Below are 20823 nucleotides of genomic sequence, written 5' to 3'. Positions count from 1 at the left end.
GTATGGCTATGACAGTCCATTGCGACATCGTCAGTGCGGAAGAAGAGCTCTTCTCCGGGTTGGTGGAAATGGTCATCGCCCATGGTCATCTTGGTGACCTGGGTATCCTGCCGAATCACGCGCCGCTGCTCAGTGACCTCAAGCCGGGTCCGGTGCGGGTGATCAAGCAGGGTGGCGACGAGGAAATCTTCTACATTTCCGGCGGCTTCATCGAAGTGCAGCCGAACATGGTGAAGATCCTCGCTGACACGGCTACCCGCGCCAAGGATCTGGACGAAGCCGCTGCTCAGGCCGCCGTCAAGGCAGCCGAGAAGGCCCTGAACGAGAAGGGAGCGGAGTTCGACTACGGTTCCGCCGCCGCTCGTCTGGCCGAAGCCGCAGCCCAGCTGCGCACCGTGCAGGCACTGCGCAAGAAGTACGGCCGGGGCTGATCCGACCGCTTCATGGCGAATGAGTAAAAGGGTAGCTTGGGCTACCCTTTTTCTTTTTCAGAATCAGCAAAGGCTTCGCCGGCGGGATGCCAGCAGGCGAGGCAACGCCGGGATTGCCGGCTTACGACTTTCAGGATCTCTCCATGTCCCTCGATATCGTCATTCTCGCCGCCGGCCAGGGCACCCGCATGCGTTCCGCCTTGCCCAAGGTGCTGCACCCACTGGCCGGCAACTCCATGCTCGGCCATGTCATCGACACCGCCCGCAGCCTCAATCCACAGGGCATTCATGTGGTGATCGGCCATGGCGCCGAGTTGGTGCGTGAGCGTTTGGCCGCAGACGACCTGAATTTCGTGGTGCAGGAACAGCAACTGGGCACTGGCCATGCGGTGGCCCAGGCCCTTCCTGTGCTCAAGGCCGAACGGGTGCTGATCCTGTACGGCGACGTGCCGTTGATCGAGGCCGACACCCTGCAGCGTCTGCTGGCCCTGGTCTCCAACTGCCAGCTGGGGCTGCTCACCGTGAACCTGGCCGATCCTACCGGTTATGGACGCATCATCCGTGACTCCAGCGGCGCGGTAAGCGCCATCGTCGAGCACAAGGACGCCAACGAGGCGCAGCGGGCGATCCGCGAGGGCAATACTGGCATTCTCGCCGTGCCGGGTCAGTGCTTGGGCGACTGGCTGGGCCGCCTGTCCAACAGCAATGCCCAGGGCGAGTACTACCTCACCGACGTGATCGCCATGGCGGTGGCCGATGGCCTGACCGTGGCCACCGAACAGGCGCAAGACGAGATGGAAGTGCTCGGCGCCAACGACCGCATCCAGCTCGCCCAGTTGGAACGCCACTATCAGTACCGCGCGGCGCGCAAGCTGATGGCCCAGGGCGTTACCCTGCGAGATCCGGCGCGCTTCGACCTGCGCGGCGAGGTTACGGTTGGCCGCGATGTGCTGATCGACGTCAACGTGTTGCTCGAAGGCCGCGTGACGATCGAGGACAACGTCGAGATCGGCCCGAATTGCGTGATCAAAAACAGCATCCTGCGCGCCGGTGCGATCATCAAGGCCAACTCGCACCTGGAAGGCGCCGAGGTGGGCGAAGGCGCTGACTGTGGTCCGTTTGCCCGCCTGCGCCCCGGCGCGGTGTTGGGCAAGAAAGCCCACGTCGGCAATTTCGTCGAACTGAAAAACGCCGTGCTGGGCGAGGGTGCCAAGGCCGGACATCTGAGCTACCTGGGCGATGCCCAGATCGGCGCGCGCACCAACATCGGTGCCGGCACCATCACGTGCAACTATGACGGCGCCAACAAGTTCAAGACCATCATGGGCGAGGACGTGTTTATCGGTTCCAACAGCTCGCTGGTCGCACCGCTGAACCTGGGGGATCGTTCCACCACCGGTGCCGGCTCGACCATTACCCAGGATGTGCCCGCGGATGCCTTGGCAGTTGGGCGCGGCAAGCAGCGCAACATCGACGGCTGGAAGCGCCCGGAAAAGATCAAAAATAACCAGTAAATGGCTGGCAGCGGCGCAACCCCCGTTCTTGAGCGGAGCGGGGTGGTGCCCAGCTTGCCAAGGCACACTGACCGCTGGATTTTTTTGAGTATTTTTTATCCAGATCTGCTTGACGCAAACGCTTCATTAGGTTTTGATTCGCGCCTTTAACTTTCGAATCGAAACCTGATGCTTGGCAAACGCAACACTCCACAACGTCGACATGCGATCCTCGCCCTGCTGGCCGAAGCGGGTGAGGTGAGTGTCGATGCCCTGGCCAAGCGTTTCGCCACCTCGGAAGTCACCATCCGTAAGGATCTTGCAGCCCTGGAAAAAAACGGTTTGCTGCTGCGCCGCTATGGCGGCGCGGTCTCCATGCCCCAGGAACTGATTGCCGACGATGCGCCGCAGCCGATCTCACCGTGGAAGCAGGCCATTGCCCGCGCCGCGGTAGGCTGCATTCGCGAACATGCGCGCATCATCATCGACAGCGGCAGCACCACGGCAGCGATGATTCCCCAGCTTGGCCGCAAGCCAGGCCTGGTGGTGATGACCAACTCGCTGCACGTCGCCAACGCACTGTGCGAGCTGGAGCAGGAGCCGGTGCTGCTGATGACGGGGGGCACCTGGGACCCGCACTCCGAGTCCTTCCAGGGCCAAGTGGCCGAGCAGGTGTTACGCAGCTACGATTTCGACCAGTTGTTCATCGGCGCCGCCGGCATCGACCTGGAGCGTGGCACCACCACCTTCAATGAGCTGCTGGGCCTGTCGCGGGTGATGGCCGAGGTGGCCCGTGAAGTCATCGTGTTGGTGGAAAGTGACAAGTTCGGCCGGCGTATTCCCAACCTGGAACTGCCTTGGTCCCACATCCATACCCTGATTACCGACGCGCGCCTCAATGACGAGGCACGCGCCAGCATCCAGGCCCGCGGCGTGAAGCTCATCTGTGCCGCCGCGGCCGACAACCCCTAGGAGAAACGCCCATGTGTGGCATTGTTGGCGCCGTCGCCGAACGTAACATCACCGCCATCCTGATTGAAGGACTCAAGCGCCTGGAATACCGGGGCTATGACAGCGCCGGTATCGCCGTGATCGACAACGACGGGCAACTGTCACGCCTACGCCGCTCCGGCAAGGTCGCCGAACTGGATCAGGCGCAGACGCTTGAACCGCTGAGCGGTCGTCTGGGCATCGCCCATACCCGTTGGGCCACCCACGGCGCGCCTTGCGAGCGCAATGCCCACCCGCATTTCTCCAGCCATGAACTGGCGGTGGTGCACAACGGCATCATCGAGAACCACCAGGCCTTGCGTGAACAACTCAAAGACCTCGGCTACCTGTTCACCTCGGACACCGACACCGAAGTCATCGTCCACCTGCTTCACCACAAACTGCACGAGCTGGGCGACCTGGCCACCGCGCTCAAGGCGGCGGTTCAGGAGCTGCACGGTGCCTATGGCCTGGCGGTGATCAGCGCCAGCCAGCCGGACCGCTTGCTCGCTGCGCGTAGCGGCAGCCCGCTGGTCATCGGCCTGGGCCTGGGCGAGAACTTCCTCGCCTCCGACCCGCTGGCTCTGCGTCAGGTCACCGATCGTTTTGTCTACCTGGAAGAAGGCGACATCGCCGAAATCCGCCGCGAGAGCGTACGCATCTGGGACCTTAACGGCCAGGACGTACAGCGTGAAACCGTGCAACATCAGGACGGCGCGGAAGCCGCTGACAAGGGCGAATACCGCCACTTCATGCTCAAGGAAATCCACGAGCAGCCCAAGGTGGTGCAGCGCACCCTGGAAGGTCGCCTGGGCGATGCTCAGGTGCTGGTGGAAGCCTTTGGCCCGCAGGCCGCCGAGCTGTTCGCCAAGGTGCGCAACGTGCAAATCATCGCCTGCGGTACCAGTTACCACGCCGGCATGGTCGCCCGTTACTGGCTCGAAGGCCTGACCGGCATTCCCTGCCAGGTGGAAGTGGCCAGCGAGTTCCGTTATCGCAAGGTGGCGGTGCAACCGGACAGCCTGTTCGTGACCATCTCCCAGTCCGGCGAAACCGCCGACACCCTGGCCGCGCTGCGCAACGCCAAGGGCGCCGGTTACCTGGCCAGCCTGGCGATCTGCAACGTCGCCACCAGCTCGCTGGTGCGCGAGTCCGACCTGACTCTGCTGACCAACGCCGGGCCGGAAATCGGCGTGGCCTCGACCAAGGCCTTTACCACCCAGCTGGTGGGTCTGCTGCTGCTGACCTTGGCCCTGGGCCAGGTACACAAGCGTCTGGCACCGGGTCTGGAAGCCGAACTGGTCGAAGAGCTGCGCCGCCTGCCCAGCCGCTTGGGCGAGGTGCTGAGCATGGAAAAGGCTGTGGAGAAAGTCGCCGAGCTGTTCGCCGAAAAACACCACACCCTGTTCCTTGGTCGAGGCGTCCAGTATCCGGTGGCCATGGAAGGGGCGCTCAAACTCAAGGAAATCTCCTATATCCATGCCGAAGCCTACCCGGCCGGCGAGCTCAAGCACGGCCCGCTGGCCCTGGTGGACAGCGACATGCCGGTGGTCACCGTGGCGCCCAACGACGAGCTGCTGGAGAAGCTGAAGTCCAACCTGCAGGAAGTCCGCGCCCGGGGTGGCCAGTTGATCGTCTTCGCCGCCGAACAAGCCGGCCTGGAAGATGGCGAAGGTACCCATGTAGTGAGCATGCCGCACTGCCATGAAGTGCTGGCGCCGATCTACTACACCCTGCCACTGCAGCTGCTGTCCTATTACGTTGCCGTATTGCGCGGAACCGACGTCGACCAGCCGCGCAACTTGGCCAAGTCGGTAACGGTGGAATAACGACCCCGCCCCAGCCAGAAGAAGAAGAAAAAATAAAAACGCCGCTTTCCGATTCCGGAACGCGGCGTTTTTTATGGGTGTCGCTCGGCCTGATAGCGGACCTTCCTTACGACTCTTCCTTTGATTGACTGCCATCAAGGCACGCCCCACCGAACTGCCTAGAGTGCGGAGGGTAATTTGCCATGAGGTGTCGACATGCAACTGGTTTGTCCGGCGGGCAGTCTGCCTGCTCTCAAGGCCGCCGTGCGGCAAGGCGCCGACGCGGTTTACGTCGGTTTTCGCGATGACACCAACGCCCGCCATTTTTCCGGCCTGAACATGGACGCCAAGCAACTGGACAACGGGCTGCAGCTGATTCGCAAGGAAGGCCGCAAACTCTATGTGGCGGTGAACACCTATGCCCAGCCAGATGGGTGGCAGCGTTGGCAGAGCGCCGTGGATCGCGCCGCTGACCTGGGTGTGGATGCGCTGATCTGCGCCGACCCCGGCGTGCTGGCATATGCCAGCAAATACCACCCCAGCCTCAACCTGCACCTGTCGGTGCAAGGCTCGGCGACCAACCCGGCGGCGCTAGATCTGTATCAACAGCGTTACAACATTCGTCGCGCCGTGCTGCCGCGCGTGCTGTCGCTGGCTCAGGTACGCGCCCTGGCCGGCAAAACCACAGTGCCGCTGGAAGTGTTCGCCTTCGGCAGCCTGTGCATTATGGCCGAAGGCCGTTGCCACCTGTCTTCGTACATCACTGGCGAGTCGCCCAACCTGTGCGGCGTCTGCTCGCCGGCCAAGGCGGTGCGCTGGGAGCAGAAACCCGAAGGCCTGACCTCGCGCCTCAACGATGTGCTGATCGACCAGTATCAGGACGGCGAGGCCGCCGGTTACCCGACCCTGTGCAAGGGGCGTTTCATGGTCAATGGCCAGCGCTTCCATGCCCTGGAAGAACCCACCAGCCTTAACACCCTGGATCTGATCCCGCAACTGGTCGAGACCGGCATTGCCGCGGTGAAGATCGAAGGTCGCCAGCGCAGCCCGGCGTATGTCGAGCAGGTTACCCACGTGTGGCGCGAAGCGCTCGACGCCTATCAGCGTGCGCCCAAGAATTTCAGCGTGCATTCGAGTTGGCGCGCCGCGCTGGGCGGGCTGTCCGAAGGCAGCCAGACCACCCTGGGTGCCTACCACCGTGCCTGGCAGTGAGGAGACCATGACCATGAAACTCAGCCTTGGCCCGGTCCTGTTCTACTGGACCCGCGAGAAACTGCTGAACTTTTACGCCGAGATGGCCGAACAGCCGCTGGACATCATTTACCTGGGCGAAACCGTATGCTCCAAGCGCCGCGCCTTGTCGCTCGATGACTGGCTGGGACTGGCCCGTGATCTGCGCGGGATGACCGATGCCGAGCTGGTGATTTCCGGCCTGACCCTGGTCGAGGCCGCTTCAGAGCTTTCCAGCTTGCGCCGACTGTGTGACAACGGCGAGCTGCTGGTGGAAGCCAACGACATGGGCGCGGTGCAGTTCATGCGCGAACGCAGCCGACCCTTCGTGGCCGGCCCCGCACTCAATATCTACAACGGTCACGCCCTGGCTGAGCTGATCGACTGCGGCCTGCAGCGCTGGGTACCCCCAGTGGAGTGCGCCGGCGCGCTGATCAAGGACAACCTGGAGCAGCTCGATGCTCTGGGCATCCAGCGCCCCGAAGTGGAACTATTCGCCTATGGCCATCTGCCGCTGGCCTACTCGGCGCGCTGTTTTACCGCCCGGGCCGAGAACCGCCCCAAGGATGACTGCCAGTTCGTCTGCCTGAACTACCCGGAAGGCATTCCGCTGCTCAGCCAGGAAAACGAAGCGGTTTTCACCCTCAACGGCATCCAGACGATGTCAGCCAAGGTCAGCAACCTGCTCGCCGATTATCCACAGCTGATTGCCGCTGGCGGCGACATCCTGCGCCTCAGCCCGCGCGCCGAGGGCATGGACGAAGTGATCCGCACATTCGACGACGTCCGCCGGGGTGCACTGCCACCGTTGTTGGTGGACGGCTGTAACGGGTACTGGCACGGCCAGCCAGGCATGCTGCGCGCCGAGGAGGCGGGTTTATGCTGAACACCCAACGTATTGCTCAACTGACCTTGCGGGTGGGTGAGCCGCTGTTGCCGTTGAGTCGGCACGTCCCGTTCGGCATCCAGAAAAGGGTGCTGGAAAAGGCGGTGGAGCGGCTGTTTGCCGAGCCGCTGGCCGACGGAGCTTTCGACCTGCTCGATGGGCGCTGGCTGCGGCTGGAGGTCAGCGACCTGGGCCTGGCCTGGTGCCTGACGCGCACCCCGGGCGGCCTCAAGCTGCTGCGTGACGCCAAGGCCGATGTGACCATTCGGGGTAACTGGAAGGAGTTCCTGCTGCTGGCAAGCCGCCAGGAGGACCCGGATACGCTGTTCTTCCGCCGGCGTCTGGTGATCGAGGGCGACACCGACCTGGGCCTGGGCATCAAGAACCTGATCGACAGCCTCGACCCCGATGAGCTACCGCCGCGCCTGTGGCAGTTGATTCGCGCCCTCGGCGCAGCGGCTAAGGCTGATGCACCGCCGGTTGCCGCCCAAACCTGACCTCCGGTCATCACTCGCACCACGCGGGCCGTGCCGGCATGTTCGACACGGCCCGCAGCGTTTTTCTCCAATGAACAAACGCGCCTACAGCGATGTTGCGGGCAGTCCGTTCTTAGGCCGCATCCGCTATCGAGTGCACCTGGGGCTTCACGCCCTGTCGCCGTTTTGCCACGCGGTAATGGCTCCTCACTTACAAATACGGCCTATTGATTATTGACCATGGTCAATGGAGAGGATGCACCTTGTCCGTATTGTTCACAGCATCTTGTGTTTTTTGATATAAAAAACACCATATATTGTGATTGGAGTCACGCATGCCCGGCCTGTCATCCGCCCTGTATCCCACCCACTTGCGCAAACGCGATGGCAGCCTGGTGCCGTTCGACCCGAACAAGATTTATGCGGCGATTGCCGCCGCCGGGCAGGCCTGCGGCGAGTTCTCCGACGCCGAGGCCAGCGCCCTGACCGAGGCGGTGCTGCCGCGTTTGCAGCAGGTGCCCGACCTGGAGGTGGAGCAGATCCAGGACTGTGTCGAGCGGGTGCTGATGGAGAGCGGCTACTACGCCACTGCGCGCATCTATATAGTTTATCGCGAACGTCACGGTCGGCGTCGTCGCGATCAGAAGGCCATGGTCGATGTCGCCGCCTCGATGAACGAATACCTATCTCGCGAGGATTGGCGCGTGCGGGCCAACGCCAACCAGGGCTATTCTCTCGGCGGGTTGATCCTTAACGTGTCCGGCAAGGTCACCGCCAACTACTGGCTGGACGAGGTATACAGCCCGGAAGTCGGTGCGGCGCATCGCGAGGGTGACCTGCATATCCATGACCTCGATATGCTGGCCGGCTATTGCGCCGGCTGGTCGCTGCGCAGCTTGCTCAATGAAGGCTTCAACGGCATCCCCGGGCGCATCGAGGCCGGCCCGCCGAAACACCTGTCCAGCGCGCTCGGGCAGATGGTCAACTTTCTCGGCACCCTGCAGAACGAGTGGGCCGGCGCTCAGGCCTTTAGTTCCTTCGATACTTACCTGGCGCCCTACGTGCGCAAGGACCAGCTGAGTTATCCACAGGTGCGACAGGCCATTCAGGAGTTTATCTACAACCTCAACGTGCCGTCGCGCTGGGGCACCCAGACGCCGTTCACCAACCTGACCTTCGACTGGGTCTGCCCGGAAGATCTGCGCGAGCAGATTCCCTACATCGGCGGCGAGGAAATGCCCTTCGCCTATGGCGAGCTGCAGGCCGAGATGGAGCTGATCAACCGCGCCTACATCGAGGTGATGATGGCCGGCGATGGCTTGGGCCGGGTGTTCACCTTTCCGATCCCGACCTACAACATCACCCACGACTTTTCGTGGGACAGCGACAACGCCGAGCGGCTGTTCGAGATGACCGCACGCTATGGCCTGCCTTATTTCCAGAACTTCCTCAACTCGGACATGCAGCCTAACCAGGTGCGCTCCATGTGCTGTCGCCTGCAACTGGATGTACGCGAACTGCTCAAGCGTGGTGGCGGACTGTTCGGCTCGGCCGAGCAGACCGGCTCGCTGGGCGTGGTGACGATTAACTGCGCGCGCCTTGGTTATCGCCATGAAGGCGACAAGACCGGCCTTTACCGGCGCCTGGACGCCTTGCTGGAGCTGGCGCGGCAGAGCCTGGAAGTGAAGCGCAAGGTGATCCAGCAGCACATGGATAACGGCCTGTACCCCTACACCAAGCGTTACTTGGGCACCTTGCGCAACCATTTCTCCACCATTGGCGTGAACGGCCTGCACGAAATGCTGCGCAACTTCACCCACGACCGCGAGGGCATGCATACCACGGCTGGACGGGCCTTTGCCCTGGAGTTGCTCGACCATGTGCGCGCCGCGCTGGTGCGCTTTCAGGAAGACACCGGCCATCTCTTTAACCTCGAAGCCACACCAGCGGAAGGCACCACCTACCGCTTTGCCAAGGAAGACCGTAAACGTTTCCCTGCCATTCTGCAGGCCGGCTCAGCGGAGGCGCCGTACTACACCAATTCTTCGCAACTGCCAGTGGGCTTTACCGACGACCCCTTCGAGGCGCTGATGCTGCAGGACGAGCTGCAGACCAAGTACACCGGTGGCACCGTGCTGCACCTGTACATGGCTGAGCGGATCTCCTCGGCGCAAGCCTGCAAGAATCTGGTGCGCAACGCCCTGAGCCGCTTCCGCCTGCCATACCTGACGGTCACGCCGACCTTCTCGATCTGCCCGGTGCACGGCTACTTGGCTGGCGAACACGAGTTCTGCCCGGCGTGCGACGAGGAGCTGCTGCGAAAACAACAGGCCTGCTGCGCCTGATTACCTGACCCTCTACAAAAGGAGCTTCAACCGATGAACACCATTCAACTGCCGCAAGAGCAACGTCAACGCTGTGAAGTCTGGACCCGGGTGATGGGTTATCACCGCCCGGTAACCGCCTTCAATCCCGGCAAGCAGTCCGAACACCGCGAGCGCCAGCACTTCACCGAAGCAGCGGCCGGGCGGCATGAGTAATGCACTCAGGGTCGGGGGGCTGGTTCCCCTGACCACCCTGGATTTCCCCGACCAACTGGCCTGCGTGCTGTTCTGCCAGGGCTGTGGCTGGCGCTGCCGCTATTGCCATAACCCGCAGCTGATTCCGGCGCGCGGCGAGCAGGAAAAATCCTGGGACGACATCCTGGCGTTCCTCCGCCAGCGTGTCGGCTTGCTGGACGCAGTGGTATTCAGCGGCGGCGAGCCGACCTTGCAGGCGGCCTTGCCGGAGGCCATCACCGAAGTGCGCGCTCTGGGCTTCAAGGTTGGTTTGCACAGCGCCGGGATCAAGCCGAAGCGCTTCGCAAGGGTGCTGTCGCTGGTCGATTGGGTGGGCTTTGACATCAAAGCCGTGCCTGAGCACAGCACGGCGATCACTGGTGTGGAGGGCAGCGGCGCCGCCAACTGGCGCAGCCTGGGGTTGCTGCTGCGCAGCAGTGTGGCCCATGAGGTGCGCACCACGGTGCACTGGCAACTGTTCGATGCCGAGCGGCTATTGGACTTGGCACAGCGCCTGCGCGCCCAAGGGGTCGAGCGATTTGTCGTGCAGTGCTCGCGCAGCATGCGCATGCTTGACGAGCATCTTGGGGATTCGTGCCCGCCCCATGACCACATGCGCCTCTGGCAGCGCCTGGAACAACTCTTCCCGCATTTCATCCTGCGCGGCTAGATAAGCCCGAAAGACCCAGATCAGTGGTCTACGCTTGCTCAGCACACACCCTTTATGAGGAGTTTGAGCATGCAGGCGCATCTTCCTCCCGTTTTGCACGAGCTCCGGCTGCCGTTGCGGCTGCGACTTTGGGATGGCCAAGAACTGGATTTGGGCCCCAATCCACGCGTCACCCTGGACGTGCATGATCCCACTTTGCTGACGCAGCTGGGCAGGCCAAGCCTGGATTCCCTGGGCAGCGCCTATGTCGAGGGGCGCTTCGACCTGCAGGGCCCGCTGTCGGAAGTGATCCGCATCGGCGATGCCTTGAGCCGCGCGCTGGGCGCTGAGAATGAAACGGCACCGGGCGAGCGTGAGGAGCACGACAAGGCCACCGACGCCGCGGCCATTGCCTACCACTACGACCTGTCCAATGACTTTTACGCGCTGTGGCTTGATCCGCAGATGGTCTATTCCTGCGCTTATTTCCCCACCGGCACGGAAACCCTCGAACAGGCGCAATTGGCCAAGCTGCGTCACCTGTGCCTGAAACTGCGGCTTAAACCCGGTGAGCGGCTGCTGGACGTCGGCTGTGGTTGGGGTGGGCTCGCGCGCTACGCGGCCCGCGAGTTTGGTGTCGAGGTGTACGGCATCACCCTCAGCAAGGAACAGCTTAGCCTGGCCCGTCAACGGGTCGAGGCCGAGGGACTGAGTGACCGCGTGCAATTGGAGCTGCTCGATTACCGCGACTTGCCCGCCGATGGCCGTTTCGACAAGGTGGTCAGCGTGGGCATGTTCGAGCATGTCGGCCATGCCAACCTGGGCTTGTATTTCCGCACGCTGTTCAATGCCGTGAAACCTGGTGGTTTGGTGCTCAACCATGGCATTACCGCGTGCACCACCGATGGCCGACCGGTGGGGCGCGGCGCTGGCGAATTCATAGGCCGCTACGTGTTCCCCCACGGTGAATTGCCGCACCTGGCCACGGCCATCGCACGGATGAGCGAAGAGGGCCTGGAAGTGGTGGATGTGGAAAGCCTGCGTCTGCATTACGCCCGCACGCTGCGCTTCTGGAGCGACAACCTCGAGGCTCATCTCGAGCAGGCTGCCACCCTGGTGCCGGAAAAAAGCCTGCGCATCTGGCGGCTGTACCTAGCGGGCTGCGCTTATGGTTTCGAGAATAACTGGATCAACCTGCACCAGATCCTGGCCGTGCGTCCGCGCGCAGACGGTTCCCATGATCTGCCCTGGAGTCGCGCTGACCTTTATGGCTAGGGTGTTGCGTTCGTAAGCCGAGTGGCGGTTTGTCGGTGGAGTGTAGATTCCACCATGGCCCCGCTCGGTTGAACGATGAGGCGCGATCCAGCCTACGTTTCGGCTGGTATCGCGCAACCCAACTGCCAAACAACGTGGGTGGTATCGCCGCGTTCCACGCCACATCAGGTGTCGATACCGACACACCCATGGCACTTGCTCCCTGGCCCCCAGGCTGGCATACATGCAGACCTTTTCTGGGTTGAGCCGTCCCGTGTCTGTATTTCGTCATCCCGTCTTCCTCCGCGTATTGCTGATTGTTCTCGGACTGCTGATCAGCGTCTGGCTGGCCGGGCGGCTGGGCGAACAGCGTGCCTGGCAAGAGCGCAGCATTGAGGGGCAGGGGCAACTGCAGCTGTATCAACAAACCCTGCATACCCTGGTCGAGCGGTTTCGTTCGGTGCCGGCCTTACTGGCCCTGGACAAGGATGTTCGTAGCCTGCTGCGCTCGCCCGAGGATCAGCACCTGCGGCAAAGCCTGAACGAACGCCTGGCGCGTCTGAACCAGGCGGCGGGTTCCAGCGTGCTGTACCTGATCGACCGGCATGGCGACACCCTGGCGGCCAGCAACTGGGATGAGGCAAGCAGCTTCGTTGGCCATAACTACGCGTTTCGCCCCTACTTTCAGGATGCGTTGCAGGACGTCTGGGGGCGTTATTTCGCTGTGGGCGTGACCACCGGCGTGCCCGGGTATTTCCTCTCCCATGCCATTGAACAGGATGGTGTGGTGACCGGTGTGCTGGTGGTCAAACTCGAGCTCGAGGACCTGCAGCGCGATTGGCTCGGCCAACCTGGCACCTTTCTGGTCACGGCCGATGATCAGGTCGTGATTCTCAGCAACCGACCGGCCTGGCGCTTTCGCCACCTCGAGCCTCTTGCGGCCGAACAGCGCGTGCAGCTGATCGATGCACGTAAATATGCAGAGCAGACCCTGCAAGCGATGATCAGCGAGCCGCTACGCCGCATCGACACCTTCAGCGAAGTGCGCCGGGTTGCGGGGCCGGAAGGGTTGCGCGACTACTTCTGGCAGCGGCTGGGGCCGAACCAGGAAGGCTGGACGTTGCATCTGCTCCAGGAGCCGAATGTGGTGATGGGCAAGGTGCAGGGCTATCGGTTGTCAGCGGCGGGCCTCTGGATGACCCTGGCGTTTCTGGTCCTGTTCCTGATTCAGCGGCGTAGGAATCAACATTTGCTGCAGAGCCGGCGCACCGAGCTTGAGCGCCTGGTTGTCGAGCGTACTGCTGAGCTGCGCAAGGCGCAGGACGAGCTGGTGCAAGCGGCAAAACTGGCTGCCCTGGGGCAGATGTCAGCGGCCTTGGCCCATGAGCTCAACCAGCCGTTGACCGCCATGCGCATGCAACTGGGGAGCCTGCGCCTGTTGCAACGCAGCGGGAGGGATGAACAGGTTCAGGAGGTGCTGACGCACTTCGACAGTCTGTTGCAGCGCATGGCCGGGTTGACCAGCCATCTGAAAGTATTCGCCCGGGAAAGCCCCGGCGGCTTGCGCGAGCGACTCAGCCTGGCCCATGTGCTCGACCAGGCGCTGCAGTTGCTGGCGCCTCGCCTGCGCACCGCACAAGTGCTTGTGGATAACCAGGTGGACGTCGAGGCCTGGGTACTGGGCGACGCCATTCGTCTCGAACAGGTATTGGTAAACCTGCTCGACAACGCGCTGGATGCCACCGCTCATCAACCGCACCCTGAGTTGCGTATCCGCAGTCGGCGCACGGGTGAAATCTGGCAGCTCAGCGTCAGCGACAATGGCGGTGGCATTGCCGCCGAGCATCTGCAGCGCCTGTTCGATCCGTTTTTCACCACCAAGCCGGTGGGCGAAGGGCTGGGCCTGGGCCTGGCAATTTCATACGGCATCGTGCGCGATCTGGGCGGCAGCCTGGGAGCGGCGACCAGCGATGACGGAGCGGTCTTCACGTTGACCTTACCGGCAGCCGATACTGAACATCATTCATCCCAGAGGGGGCACCGTGACGGATCAAGTCATCTTCATCGACGATGAGACGGCGATTCGCCAGGCGGTCCGGCAATGGCTGGAACTGTCCGGCCTGCTGGTGCATTGCTGTGCCAGTGTCAGCGAGGCCTTGCCGCTGATTGGTCGCAATTTTCCCGGCGTGCTGGTCAGCGATGTGCGCATGCCTGGCTGCGATGGCTTGCAACTGTTGGAGCGGTTGCTGCACATCGATCGCGATTTGCCGTTGATCCTGGTCACCGGGCACGGCGATGTGAACATGGCGGTGCAGGCCCTGCAGCAGGGGGCCTACGATTTCATCGAAAAACCTTTCAGCCCAGAGCGCTTGCTGGACAGCGTGCGGCGCGCCCTGGACAAGCGTCGCCTGGTAATGGAAAACCGCCGGTTGCGTGAACAGGTGGCCCGCAAGGGAATGATCGAAGGCCAGTTGCTTGGCGTGTCGCGAGGCATGGAACAGCTTCGCCAGCAGGTACTGGAGCTGGCGCCCACCCAGGTCAATGTGCTGATACGCGGCGAAACCGGTAGCGGCAAAGAGCTGGTGGCGCGCAGCCTGCACGATTTCAGCCCACGGGCTGCCAAACCCTTTGTCGCCCTGAACTGCGCGGCGATTCCGGAGAACATCTTTGAGAGCGAACTGTTCGGGCATGAAAGCGGTGCGTTTACCGGAGCGCAGGCCAAGCGTATCGGGCGCATCGAGCATGCCGACGGCAGCAGCCTGTTTCTCGACGAAATCGAGAGCATGCCGCTGGCGCAGCAGGTCAAGCTGCTGCGGGTGATTCAGGAGAAGAGCCTGGAGCGCCTGGGCTCCAACCGCAGCATTCAGGTCGATCTGCGGGTCATCAGTGCGGCCAAGCCGGACCTGCAGGCCGAGGTGCGTGAAGGGCGCTTTCGTGAGGATTTGCTGTACCGCCTGAATGTCGCCGAGCTGCACATTCCACCGCTGCGCGAACGGCGGGAGGATATTCCCCTTCTGTTCGAGCATTTCGCCCGTCTGGCCGCTGAACGCCATGGTCGGGAAAGTCCCGCCTTACTGCCGACGGAAATGGCCCGGCTGCTGGCCCACGACTGGCCGGGCAATGTGCGCGAGTTGGTGAATGCCGCGGAACGCCATGTACTCGGCCTGACCATGCCGTCGGCCACGCCGGTGGTGGCCGAGCAGTCGCTGGCGGGCCAGATGGAGGCGTTCGAGGCCCATTGTCTGCACCTGGCGCTGCAGCGTTGCCAGGGCAGCATCAGCGAGGTCATGGCGCTGCTGCAACTGCCGCGCCGTACCCTAAATGAAAAAATGCAGCGCCACGGCCTGCAGCGCAGTGATTACCTGCCGGCGGGCGGGGCGATCGAGGAGCCTTAGGCTGTCGCCGCTCTGGCAAGCGGCTCAGGCGCGGAATATACGACTTTAGAAGGTCCCGTTTTGAGTTGTTGCGTGGTAAGTTTCGTCAGCTTGCTGCGTCGAATTACCAAGCTGGTTTTCGACGGACAGGCAGATTCGCTTCCAATAAGAACAAACAGGAGCAACCCATGCGCGTGAACCCACGACGTTTCGGTCTTTTCGCGGCGGCCGCCGCTTTTGCAGCCAGCACCTCCGTCCTGGCCGCCCCCACGTTTATCAATGTCCTCACCGGCGGCACCAGCGGGGTGTATTACCCGATAGGCGTGGCCATTTCCCAGCTGTACAGCACCGGCATGAGCGATGCCAAGGTATCCGTACAAGCCACCAAGGCCTCGGTGGAAAACCTCAATCTGCTGCAGGCCGGGCGCGGTGAGCTGGCCTTTGCACTGGGCGATTCGGTGGATGACGCCTGGAACGGCGTAGAAGACGCGGGCTTCAAGGCGCCGCTCAAGCGTCTGCGGGCGGTTGCCGCCACCTACCCGAACTACATCCAGATCGTGGCCAGCCAGGAATCCGGCATCAAGACCTTGGCCGATCTCAAGGGCAAGCGCATTTCGGTCGGCGCGCCGAAGTCGGGCACCGAACTGAATGCGCGGGCGATCTTCAAGGCCGCCGGGCTCAGTTATGAAGACATGGGCCGTGTCGAATTCATGCCCTTTGCCGAATCGGTGGAACTGATCAAGAACCGCCAGCTGGATGCCACCCTGCAGTCCGCAGGCCTGGGCATGGCAGCGATTCGTGACCTGTCATCGATGATGAAGCTGAATTTCGTGCCCATCCCCGAAGACGTGGTGAAGAAGATCGGCAGCAGCGCCTACCTGTCCAAACCCATTCCGGTTGGTACCTATGAAGGTCAGGATGTTGAAGTGCCCACGGCGGCGGTGATCAATATTCTGGTGACCCATGACCGCGTCGATGACGAAGTGGCCTACCAGATGACCAAGCTGATTTACGACAATCTGCCGCGCCTGGTCAGTGCCCACTCGGCGGCCAAGGACATCCGGCTGGAAGAGGCCACCCAGAGTCTGCCGATTCCGCTGCATCCTGGTGCGGAGCGCTTCTACCGCGAGCAGGGGCTTATGCAATAACCGACACGCTAGCCAAGCGTTGAAGTGCTGAAATGCCGTCGCCCCTGAAAGGGCGGCGGCATTCCTTTTTTGCGTATATCGCTTTGGTATCGGATAGGTACCGCGCTTGCCAGGCATTGATCAGCGGAAACCTGCCGATACCTACCCGCGCATAGGCGGTTTCTTGCTTATCGGCGGTGGCCAGCTTCGGTAAAACGCGAGATTCGATCCGCAGATTTAGTTGATGGGTCTGCCGTAACCCGCGCATCGCTTGGGTTTCAGGTGAAGCCTTGACCAGCTGGCGACAGCGTGGCATGACTCCTGCTATTGCTTGCTTTCAGTCGCCTCGCGACCCAGATAAGAACAAGAGGCGGGCCATGACGGTCATCCGGTCTGTAACCCCCCCACACATTGGCTGCCTGTCTATGACGTGTTCGTCTCTTGTGTCTGTGAATAAGTTGAGCTGTGGCTTCGACCATGGCCATAACAATAAAACGGAGCATTTCATGCGCATGAAAAAACGTTTCGGCCTGCTGGCCGCTGCGGTTGCCCTTACGGCGAGTTCCGCGGCATTCGCCGCACCGACCTTCCTCAACGTTCTGACCGGCGGCACCAGCGGGGTGTACTACCCCATCGGCGTAGCCCTGTCCCAACTGTTCAGCAATGGTATCGACGGCGCCAAAACGTCGGTGCAAGCTACCAAGGCTTCAGTGGAAAACCTCAATCTGCTGCAGGCCGGTCGCGGTGAACTGGCGTTCTCCATCGGCGATTCGGTGGACGACGCCTGGAACGGCGTGGAAGACGCCGGTTTCAAGGCGCCGCTGACCCGGCTGCGCGCCATCGCGGCCATCTACCCGAACTACATCCAGATCGTCGCCAGCCAGGAATCGGGCATCAAGACCCTCGAAGACCTCAAGGGCAAGCGCATCTCCGTCGGCGCGCCGCGCTCGGGCACCGAACTGAACGCCCGGGCGATCTTCAAGGCCGCTGGTTTGAGCTACGCCGACATGGGCCGCGTCGAGTACATGCCCTATGCCGAATCCGTCGAGCTGATCAAGAACCGCCAGTTGGATGCCACGCTGCAGTCCTCGGGCCTTGGCATGGCGGCCATTCGCGACCTGGCAGCGATGATGCCGATTAATTTCGTGGAAATCCCCAAGGAAGTGACCGATAAAATCGGCAGCCCGGTGTACCAATCCAAGCCGATTCCGGCCGGCACCTATGACGGTCAGGACGCGGACGTGATGACTGCCGCGATCACCAACATGCTGATCACCCATGAGAACGTCTCCGACGAGGTCGCCTATCAGATGACCAAGCTGATGTTCGACAACCTGCCGCGCCTGGCCAGCTCGCACTCGGCAGCCAGGGACATCAGGCTGGAAACCGCCACCCAGGGACTGCCCATTCCGCTGCACCCCGGTGCGGAACGCTTCTATAAAGAAGCCGGCGTCCTCAAGTAAGCGCCTCGCCGATGCCTTGAAAGCACGCCGCCGGTGTATCGGCGGCTTGTGTATTGCGCAATCAGGAGTTTTTCCCCATGAGTGAAGAAAACGCCTTACACGCCAGTCCGGCGCAGTGGCCAAAGACGCTCTTCTATGTGGCGCTGCTGTTCTCCACCTACCAGATCATTACCGCGGCATTCCATCCCGTATCCAGCCAGGTGCTGCGCGCGGGGCACGTCGGCTTTCTGCTGCTGATGGTGTTCCTCTGCTATCCGGCCAAGGGTCAAAGCCGGCCTTGGCAGCCGCTGGCCTGGCTGCTTGGCCTGGCCGGTATGGCCACGGCCTTTTACCAATGGTATTTCGAGGCGGATCTGGTGCAGCGCTCGGGTGATCTGAGCGATTGGGACATGATCATCGGCATTGGCCTGATGCTGCTGGTGTTCGAGGCCGGGCGAAGGGTCATGGGCACGGCCTTGCCGTTGATCTGTGCCTTGTTCCTCGGTTATGGCCTGTTGGGTGAATACCTGCCGGGTGATCTGGCCCACCGTGGCTACGGCTTCGACCAGATCATCAACCAGCTGTCGTTCGGCACCGAAGGCTTCTACGGCACGCCGACCTATGTCTCGGCTACCTACATCTTCCTGTTCATCCTGTTCGGCGCCTTCCTGGAGCAGGCCGGGATGATCAAGTTATTCACTGACTTCGCCATGGGCATGTTCGGCCACAAGACCGGCGGTCCAGCCAAGGTCTCGGTGGTGTCTTCGGCGCTGATGGGCACCATTACCGGCTCGGGCGTGGCCAACGTGGTGACCACCGGCCAGTTCACCATTCCGCTGATGAAGCGTTTTGGCTACAAGCCGGCGTTTGCCGGGGCGGTGGAAGCCACCGCCAGCATGGGCGGACAGATCATGCCGCCGGTGATGGGCGCAGTCGCGTTCATCATGGCCGAAACCATCAACGTGCCTTATGTCGAAGTGGCCAAGGCAGCGCTGATCCCGGCGATGCTGTACTTCTTCGCGGTGTTCTGGATTGTTCACCTGGAAGCACGCAGTCAAGGACTCAAAGGGTTGTCCAAGGACGAATGCCCGAGCGCCTGGGCGTCGGTCAAGGAGCGCTGGTACCTGCTGGTGCCGTTGTTTGTGCTGGTCTACCTGCTGTTCTCCGGGCGGACACCGATGTTCTCGGGCACGGTTGGCCTGGCGCTGACCGCGATCGTCATCCTCGGTTCGGCGATCATCCTCAAGGCGTCCAGCTTTTGGCTGCGCGCGGCATTCTGGGTGGCCCTCGGCTTGCTGTGCACCGGGTTCTTCCAGCTCGGCATCGGCGTCATCTTCGGGGTGATTGGTGTGCTGGTGGCTATCTGCTGGTTCATCAAGGGCGGACGCGACACGCTGCGCATCTGTGTGTACGCCTTGGTCGATGGTGCACGCCACTCGATCCCGGTGGGCATCGCCTGCACCCTGGTCGGGGTGATCATCGGCGTTGTCTCGCTGACCGGAATCGCCAGCACCTTTGCCGGCTACATCCTGGCCATCGGCGAGAACAATCTGTTTCTCTCCCTGGTGTTGACCATGATCACCTGCCTGATCCTCGGCATGGGCATTCCGACCATTCCCAACTACATCATCACCAGTGCTATTGCCGCACCGGCGCTGGAGCAGTTGGGCGTGCCGCTGATCGTGTCGCACATGTTCGTCTTCTATTTCGGCCTGATGGCGGACCTGACGCCGCCGGTGGCGTTGGCCTGCTTCGCCGCTGCGCCAATTGCCAAGGAAAACGGCTTCAAGATCAGCCTGTGGGCGGTGCGCATCGCCGCGTGCGGCTTCGTGGTGCCGTTCATGGCGGTTTACGATCCGGCGTTGATGATGCAGGGCGACAGCTGGATGGCCACCTTGTACATGCTGGTCAAGACGGTATTCGCCGTGTGCCTGTGGGGCATGGCGGTCACAGGTTTCCTGAATATGCGGATGACCCCGTGGGAACGCCTGCTGGCCTTTGCCGCCGGGGCGTCGCTGGTGTTGGCCATGCCGATCAGCGACGAACTGGGCTTTGCCCTTGGCGCGGTGCTGGTGGCTCAACATGTCTGGCGCGCACGTCGCGCTCAGTTGGCGGTGGCGTGATCGCAGTCTGTCTGGGCCTGGCCGGGGTGGTGTGGGCACAGCTGCCCACCCCGGCCTTTACCCTGGCCTGGGATCACACCATCGAGAAGATTCGCTGGGAAGAGGATTACCGCGTGACGCCGGACGGGCTGGTGCTCGGTGAAGCGCGGGTCAAGGGCAGCGGCGCCGGGATGGAGATTCCCGACGGCGCTACCCTGCATGACGGCAGCTGGCACTACCGCACTACGCTGCCGCCCCTGCCGTTGCTGCGTCTCGGGCGCACGCCCGAGGCCGGCGACTACCAGCTGTGCATCGACCGGCAGTGCCGACCGATGAGCGACTGGCTCGGCCCACCGCGGGCCGAGCAGCCGGCGGTGGAACTGTGGAGCTGCTTACCTCCTGCATGAGTCTGAACATCAACTAGGCTTGCGGCTTTGCTTGCAACGGAAAGCCGCCATGCCTCTCTCGCTTCGCTTGGGCCTCGCGGCCTTCTTGATCATCCCCTCGCTGCCCGCCTGGGCTATGGATATCCTGCCCGGCCTGTGGGAAATCACCCCGCGCGGTGTGCAGTTGGGTGGGCAGACCCTGCCGGATCTGGGCGCTGTGCTGGCTCAGTTGGAAAACCTGCCCCCCGAACAGCGACAAAAAATGCTCGACACTTTGAGTCAGCGCGGCGTGCAGTTGGCCGGGCGCGGTGTGCGTGTCTGCCTGAGCGAAGAAGAGGTGCGTCGCCGGGATTTACCGCTGTACGACGCGCAGAACGGTTGCACACAGACGCACACCGAGCGCAGCGAGCAGCTGTGGACATTCAGCTTCCAATGCCCCGACGCCGCAGGACAGGGCGAGACGCGCTTGCTCAGCGAGCGGGAATTCACCACCACGCTGGACAGCCAGTTCAAGGCAGGCACCATGTTGCCCGACAGTGGACGCCTGGAAACCCATGCGCGCTGGCTAAGCAGCGACTGCGGCACGCTGAAGCCCTCGATGCGCTGATCGGCGAGGT

17 protein-coding genes and 1 pseudogene are annotated in these 20823 nt (G+C 62.4%); 17 read left to right on the top strand and 1 reads right to left on the bottom strand.

Annotated elements, in window-relative coordinates; translation table 11 throughout:
* Positions 1-2 precede the first annotated feature (2 nt).
* The 13 genes and pseudogenes from ACTV8E_RS00180 to ACTV8E_RS00120 all read left to right on the top strand — a co-directional run bounded on the left by ACTV8E_RS00180 (position 3) and on the right by ACTV8E_RS00120 (position 16297).
* Entirely contained in the window at positions 3-431 is a 429-nt protein-coding gene (locus tag ACTV8E_RS00180) for a F0F1 ATP synthase subunit epsilon (protein ID WP_251835407.1), read from the top strand.
* Positions 432-574: 143 nt separating this feature from the next.
* Positions 575-1945 (top strand): bifunctional UDP-N-acetylglucosamine diphosphorylase/glucosamine-1-phosphate N-acetyltransferase GlmU, encoded by a 1371-nt coding sequence (gene glmU / locus ACTV8E_RS00175; RefSeq protein ID WP_443198100.1) that lies wholly within the window; start codon positions 575-577, stop codon positions 1943-1945.
* Between the two features lie 168 nt (positions 1946-2113).
* The gene (locus ACTV8E_RS00170) at positions 2114-2896 is read left to right on the top strand and encodes a DeoR/GlpR family DNA-binding transcription regulator (RefSeq protein ID WP_443198099.1); all 783 of its coding nucleotides are present in this window, start codon (positions 2114-2116) and stop codon (positions 2894-2896) included.
* An 11-nt stretch (positions 2897-2907) separates the two neighbouring features.
* The gene (gene glmS, locus ACTV8E_RS00165) at positions 2908-4743 is read left to right on the top strand and encodes a glutamine--fructose-6-phosphate transaminase (isomerizing) (protein ID WP_251835404.1); all 1836 of its coding nucleotides are present in this window, start codon (positions 2908-2910) and stop codon (positions 4741-4743) included.
* A 195-nt stretch (positions 4744-4938) separates the two neighbouring features.
* Positions 4939-5934, top strand: a complete 996-nt coding sequence (ubiU, locus tag ACTV8E_RS00160) for a ubiquinone anaerobic biosynthesis protein UbiU (protein WP_443198098.1) — start codon at positions 4939-4941, stop codon at positions 5932-5934.
* A gap of 13 nt (positions 5935-5947) precedes the next feature.
* The gene (locus ACTV8E_RS00155; protein WP_443198097.1) at positions 5948-6838 is read left to right on the top strand and encodes a U32 family peptidase; all 891 of its coding nucleotides are present in this window, start codon (positions 5948-5950) and stop codon (positions 6836-6838) included.
* Positions 6832-7335: a ubiquinone anaerobic biosynthesis accessory factor UbiT gene (gene ubiT, locus ACTV8E_RS00150; RefSeq protein ID WP_443198096.1), complete on the top strand. Its 504-nt coding sequence runs from the start codon at positions 6832-6834 to the stop codon at positions 7333-7335. Before ACTV8E_RS00155 ends, ubiT begins: the two co-directional genes overlap by 7 nt.
* 314 nt (positions 7336-7649) lie before the next feature.
* Positions 7650-9854: pseudogene (locus ACTV8E_RS00145) on the top strand (ribonucleoside triphosphate reductase).
* Positions 9847-10542, top strand: coding sequence for an anaerobic ribonucleoside-triphosphate reductase activating protein (locus ACTV8E_RS00140; protein ID WP_251835400.1), 696 nt, complete (start codon positions 9847-9849; stop codon positions 10540-10542). Before ACTV8E_RS00145 ends, ACTV8E_RS00140 begins: the two are co-directional and overlap by 8 nt.
* A 69-nt stretch (positions 10543-10611) precedes the next feature.
* Positions 10612-11796 carry a C17 cyclopropane fatty acid synthase CfaB gene (gene cfaB, locus ACTV8E_RS00135; protein ID WP_443198095.1) on the top strand — a complete coding sequence of 395 codons (1185 nt, stop codon included), beginning with the start codon at positions 10612-10614 and terminating at the stop codon, positions 11794-11796.
* 223 nt (positions 11797-12019) lie between these two features.
* Positions 12020-13849, top strand: coding sequence for an ATP-binding protein (locus tag ACTV8E_RS00130; protein ID WP_443198094.1), 1830 nt, complete (start codon positions 12020-12022; stop codon positions 13847-13849).
* On the top strand, positions 13818-15170 hold the full coding sequence (locus ACTV8E_RS00125; protein ID WP_443198093.1) for a sigma-54-dependent transcriptional regulator: 1353 nt from the start codon (positions 13818-13820) through the stop codon (positions 15168-15170). Before ACTV8E_RS00130 ends, ACTV8E_RS00125 begins: the two co-directional genes overlap by 32 nt.
* Positions 15171-15337: 167 nt before the next feature.
* Positions 15338-16297, top strand: coding sequence for a TAXI family TRAP transporter solute-binding subunit (locus ACTV8E_RS00120; RefSeq protein ID WP_251835396.1), 960 nt, complete (start codon positions 15338-15340; stop codon positions 16295-16297).
* On the opposite strand, the gene ACTV8E_RS00115 is transcribed toward ACTV8E_RS00120, so the two are convergent.
* Positions 16287-16592: a hypothetical protein gene (locus ACTV8E_RS00115; protein ID WP_443198092.1), complete on the bottom strand. Its 306-nt coding sequence runs from the start codon at positions 16590-16592 to the stop codon at positions 16287-16289. The genes ACTV8E_RS00120 and ACTV8E_RS00115 overlap by 11 nt on opposite strands.
* 190 nt (positions 16593-16782) lie before the next feature.
* Between ACTV8E_RS00115 and ACTV8E_RS00110 the strand changes: the two genes are divergently transcribed.
* The 4 genes from ACTV8E_RS00110 to ACTV8E_RS00095 all read left to right on the top strand — a co-directional run bounded on the left by ACTV8E_RS00110 (position 16783) and on the right by ACTV8E_RS00095 (position 20813).
* On the top strand, positions 16783-17739 hold the full coding sequence (locus ACTV8E_RS00110; RefSeq protein WP_251835394.1) for a TAXI family TRAP transporter solute-binding subunit: 957 nt from the start codon (positions 16783-16785) through the stop codon (positions 17737-17739).
* 77 nt (positions 17740-17816) lie between these two features.
* Positions 17817-19841, top strand: coding sequence for a TRAP transporter permease (locus ACTV8E_RS00105; protein ID WP_443198091.1), 2025 nt, complete (start codon positions 17817-17819; stop codon positions 19839-19841).
* Entirely contained in the window at positions 19838-20227 is a 390-nt protein-coding gene (locus ACTV8E_RS00100; RefSeq protein WP_443198090.1) for a DUF1850 domain-containing protein, read from the top strand. Before ACTV8E_RS00105 ends, ACTV8E_RS00100 begins: the two co-directional genes overlap by 4 nt.
* A gap of 49 nt (positions 20228-20276) precedes the next feature.
* The gene (locus ACTV8E_RS00095) at positions 20277-20813 is read left to right on the top strand and encodes a DUF3617 domain-containing protein (protein ID WP_443198089.1); all 537 of its coding nucleotides are present in this window, start codon (positions 20277-20279) and stop codon (positions 20811-20813) included.
* Positions 20814-20823: the final 10 nt, after the last annotated feature.

It is taken from the genome of Pseudomonas sp. B392_1p (assembly GCF_052245235.1).
GTDB classification, from domain to species: Bacteria; Pseudomonadota; Gammaproteobacteria; order Pseudomonadales; family Pseudomonadaceae; genus Serpens; species Serpens gallinarum.
The sequence above is the reverse complement of the archived record's forward strand: the minus strand, read 5'-3'. Positions and strand labels throughout refer to the sequence as shown.